Source organism: Metabacillus niabensis (genome assembly GCF_902829255.1).
In the GTDB taxonomy this organism is placed as follows: domain Bacteria; phylum Bacillota; class Bacilli; order Bacillales; family Bacillaceae; genus Metabacillus; species Metabacillus niabensis.
The window spans coordinates 1-4,305 of the sequence record NZ_CADEPK010000372.1 but is presented as its reverse complement, the minus strand read 5'-3'; the positions used below and the strand labels follow the sequence as shown (position 1 = coordinate 4,305).

5 protein-coding genes are annotated in these 4,305 nt (G+C 35.9%); all 5 read left to right on the top strand.

What is annotated here, in order from left to right; translation table 11 throughout:
• Positions 1 to 107: 107 nt before the first annotated feature.
• The 5 genes from HU235_RS21885 (at position 108) to phoU (ending at position 4,267) form a co-directional block, all read left to right on the top strand.
• Positions 108 to 947, top strand: coding sequence for a phosphate ABC transporter substrate-binding protein (locus tag HU235_RS21885; protein ID WP_095297226.1), 840 nt, complete (start codon positions 108 to 110; stop codon positions 945 to 947).
• 80 nt (positions 948 to 1,027) lie between these two features.
• Positions 1,028 to 1,927, top strand: coding sequence for a phosphate ABC transporter permease subunit PstC (gene pstC, locus HU235_RS21880; RefSeq protein WP_095297228.1), 900 nt, complete (start codon positions 1,028 to 1,030; stop codon positions 1,925 to 1,927).
• A 1-nt stretch (position 1,928) separates the two neighbouring features.
• On the top strand, positions 1,929 to 2,753 hold the full coding sequence (pstA, locus tag HU235_RS21875; RefSeq protein ID WP_174881580.1) for a phosphate ABC transporter permease PstA: 825 nt from the start codon (positions 1,929 to 1,931) through the stop codon (positions 2,751 to 2,753).
• Between the two features lie 68 nt (positions 2,754 to 2,821).
• On the top strand, positions 2,822 to 3,592 hold the full coding sequence (gene pstB / locus HU235_RS21870) for a phosphate ABC transporter ATP-binding protein PstB (protein ID WP_217451462.1): 771 nt from the start codon (positions 2,822 to 2,824) through the stop codon (positions 3,590 to 3,592).
• A gap of 15 nt (positions 3,593 to 3,607) precedes the next feature.
• Positions 3,608 to 4,267: a phosphate signaling complex protein PhoU gene (gene phoU / locus HU235_RS21865; protein ID WP_095297234.1), complete on the top strand. Its 660-nt coding sequence runs from the start codon at positions 3,608 to 3,610 to the stop codon at positions 4,265 to 4,267.
• The last annotated feature ends 38 nt before the right edge of the window (positions 4,268 to 4,305 follow it).

Sequence of the window (4,305 nt, the reverse complement as noted above, 5' to 3'; positions counted from 1 at the left end):
ACCTTTACAAAAGGTTCATAGTTCCTTTACAAAACGTGTTTATTCTTAATATTAGATTAATATTTTGAAGTAGAGAAGTAGTGATAGAACATCTTGGAGGTTTGGAAATGACGTTTAAAAGAATGACAACAATAGGGATATTGTTGCTATCCTTAGTAGCTGTATTATCAGCATGTGGTAATAATAATCAAGAAACAGAATCGTCAAATAATAGTTCAGATACAATTTCAATTTCAGGCTCTACTTCTGTAGGACCTTTAGCTGAAAAAATTGCCGAGAAATATATGGAGGAAAATGGAGTTAAGATTGAAATAAATCAAATAGGCTCTTCTGCTGGCATAACAAATGCAACAAGTGGTGTGTCAGAAATTGGTATGTCTTCTCGTGATTTGAAGGAAGAAGAAAAAGCAAATGGTCTAAAAGAAACCATTATAGCTTACGATGGAATTGTTGTCGTTACTCATCCTAGCAACAAAGTTAAAGATCTCACGATTGAGCAAGTAAAGGATATCTTTACAGGTAAGGTTACGAATTGGAAGGAACTTGGTGGTGACGATATGGAAATAGTCGTTGTTTCCAGAGAGGATGGATCAGGTTCGCGTGATGCTTTCCAAGAAATCGTAGGGTACTCTTCAGGTGAATTAGTCAGAAGTTCAATCATAGCGAGCGGTAACGGTAATATAAAAACAACTGTTGCAACAAATAAGCATGCAGTAGGTTTTATCTCATTTGAATATATTGATCCCTCTATCTCAACAGTGAAAATTAACGGAGTAGAGGCTACAGCAGAAAATGTTCTGCAACAAAAATATAGCCTGTCCCGCCCATTTTTGTTTGTCCATAAGGAAGAGCTACTTACAGATGCTGGGCGACAATTCATTGACTATATTCTAAGCTCAGAGGGACAAGCGATTGTAGCAGAGACTGGAGCTATACCAGTAAAATAATTAACACTCACTGATGTATGATTTTATTTGTCACTTATAAACAAACATCATGTGTAAAAGCGATCTTGGAGGAATACAATATGTCACGCCAACCTGTTGAAATAGGAAAGTCAAATAGAAGGAAATATATGTACGAGAAGCTATCATCAAGATTATTTCAGCTTTGTGCACTTCTTTCAGTAATTAGCTTATTGTTAATTGTTGGATTTGTATTTTATAAAGGCTCACTTCCATTTGTTGCAGATGGATACAGCTTTATCGACTTTATTTTTGGAGACGATTGGGTACCTAGTGAAGACAAATTTGGAATATTTCCTATGATTGTGGCATCGATATTTGCCACATTAGGTGCATTAATCATTGGAGTTCCTATCGGTTTATTTACAGCGATATTTTTAGCGGAAATTGCACCAAAAAGTATAGCAAAAATCATTTCTCCTGCAGTACAGCTACTCGCGGGAATCCCATCTGTTTTATATGGGGTATTTGGACTCGCGATTATCGTTCCCTTTTTGCAAAATAATTTAAATTTGGCGAAGGGGCAAAGCTTATTAGCAGTTATCCTTGTTTTAGCAATTATGATGTTACCAACGATCGTTACTGTAGCAGAAACAGCTATTCGAGCAGTCCCGAAAACCTATCGTGAAGGTTCATTAGCTCTCGGTGCTTCTCAAATAGGCACAATCTTTAAAGTTGTTGTACCAGCAGCAAAGTCAGGAATCATGGCAGCGATCGTTTTAGGTTTAGGGAGAGCAATCGGTGAAACAATGGCTGTCATTTTAGTAGCAGGAAACAGCCTAGTTATACCTACTAGTCTAACAGACAGTGTTCGTCCATTAACGACAAATATTGCTTTAGAAATGGGCTATGCATTTGGAACACATCAGGAAATGCTATTTGCAACTGGGATTGTATTATTCTCTTTTATTTTAATATTAAATTTTGTATTAGCAAAAATCAGTGCGAAAGGTGGCAATTAAGTTGAGAAAATTTAAGGATAATTTGTTGCGCGGATTTTTGTGGCTTTCAGCTTTCTTAACAGTTGCCATCCTCGTGATGATTGTTGGCTTTATCTTTTATAAAGGATTCCGATTAATTAACATTGACTTTATTTTTAGTGATTATTCTCCTTCAGGTCACGGTGGGATTTGGCCGATGATTGTGACGACAATTTATACTATCGTTATCTCATTAATCATTGCAACACCAATCGGGATTTTTGCAGCAGTGTATTTACAAGAGTATGCTAAGCAGGGGAGATTAGTAAAATTAATCCGATTTGCGACAGAAAGCTTGACAGGAATCCCATCAATTATTTATGGATTATTTGGAGCAGTATTCTTTGTAACAACCTTAAAATTAGGGATGTCAATCATCGCTGCTTCATTAACTTTAACGATTATCGTATTACCTGTTATTATCCGAACAACAGAAGAATCATTAAAAACAGTTCCACATTCTTATCGTGAAGGCTCACTTGCTTTAGGTACGACTAAGCTACAAACTTTATATAAAGTAATTTTACCGAGTGCAATGCCTGGAATATTGTCTGGAATTATCTTGTCAATTGGGAGAATTGTCGGGGAATCAGCTGCAATATTCTTAACAGCTGGAACGGTTGCAGCAATGCCAGAAGGGATCTTTTCATCCGCAAGAACATTAACGGTTCATTCCTTTTTAGTGACACAGGAGTCAGGTGACATTGAACTTGCTGCTGCAGTTGGAATTGTTTTAATTGTTATCATACTGGTGTTAAATCTTTCAGCTACATTTATATCGAAAAAACTAAATAAAGCTGACTATTAAATGAGGTGTATGACATGAATACAACAGTGGTTGAACATAATAAAGCAGGGAAGGGAAATGTATCACAGATGAACCAGCAATCAGAGGGCACAATTAAAATCAGTGTAAGAGATTTAGATTTGTTTTACGGAGAGAAGCAGGCACTTTATTCGGTAAACTTAGATATACAAGAAAAGGAAGTTACAGCCTTAATCGGTCCTTCTGGCTGTGGGAAATCAACGTTTTTACGAACGTTAAATCGTATGAATGATTTAATTGATAATGTAAAAATAAATGGAGATATTGTTATCGACAATGAAAATATATACCAAACAAATGATGTCATCAAATTAAGAACAAAGGTTGGGATGGTCTTCCAAAAGGCTAATCTCTTTCCGATGAGTATATATGATAATGTTGCATATGGTCCTAGAATGCAAGGAATTAAAAATAAGAAGGAATTGAATAGCATAGTTGAAGAAAGCTTACGTGGTGCAGCAATTTGGGATGAAGTAAAAGACCGTTTGAAAACTTCAGCACTTGGCTTATCAGGTGGTCAACAGCAACGTGTTTGTATCGCACGTGCCATTGCGATGAAGCCGGAAATTATTTTAATGGATGAGCCGACTTCTGCACTTGATCCAATCTCTACTTTGAAGGTAGAAGAATTGATTGAAAATATGAAGAAAGACTATACAATTGTAATAGTGACTCACAATATGCAGCAAGCAGCGCGTGTATCAGACAAAACTGCCTTTTTCCTAAATGGTGAAGTAGTAGAGTATGATGAAACAAGTAAAATCTTTTCTTTACCAAGCGATCAAAGAACGGAAGATTATATTACAGGTAGATTCGGCTAAGTTTGGAGGATAAAAATGGTTACTCGTGAGAACTTTGAAAATAATTTGCAAGAACTACAAGCGAAATTGACAATGATGGGTGAGCTTGCCGTTGCGTCAATAAATAAATCCTTTGACGCCTTTAAGAACCATGATATCGAATTAGCGTTAAAAGTAATTGAAGAGGACTCAGTTGTTGATAATTTAGAAACGGAAATTAATCAATTCATTGTCTGGCTTATGGCAAAGGAACAACCTGTTGCAAGAGACTTACGGAGAATTATTGGTGTTCTAAAAATTTCCTCAGAAATCGAGCGTATTGCTGATTTTGGCGTAAACATTGCAAAGGCGACAATCAAAATAGGTACTTCTAACTCGCAAGTAGATGATACGAATCTTGACCAAATGAAAGAAATATCGATTACGATGATGCATAAGGCCTTACAATCGTTCTTTGAAGGTAATATGGTTCTTGTCAAAGAAGTTGCCGATTTAGATGACAATGTTGATAAGCTATATGGGGAAACATATAAAATGCTTACAAGTCATTTAAAGGAAAACCCAGAGGAAACAGAACAGCTAGTACAATTGCTATTAATTAATCGTTTCCTCGAACGAACGGCTGATCATATTACAAATATAGCTGAAAGTGCAGCTTACTTAATTAAAGGTCAAATATATGATTTGAATTCTTAATGCTTCTTATTTCAATAAAGAATCAAAATAGATAATCC

Bases quoted from the DNA above. Each gene is read 5' to 3' on its own strand.
- HU235_RS21885 (WP_095297226.1), top strand. From the start codon at position 108: ATGACGTTTAAAAGAATGACAACAATAGGGATATTGTTGCTATCCTTA.
- pstC (WP_095297228.1), top strand. From the start codon at position 1,028: ATGTCACGCCAACCTGTTGAAATAGGAAAGTCAAATAGAAGGAAATAT.
- pstB (WP_217451462.1), top strand. From the start codon at position 2,822: ATGAACCAGCAATCAGAGGGCACAATTAAAATCAGTGTAAGAGATTTA.
- phoU (WP_095297234.1), top strand. From the start codon at position 3,608: ATGGTTACTCGTGAGAACTTTGAAAATAATTTGCAAGAACTACAAGCG.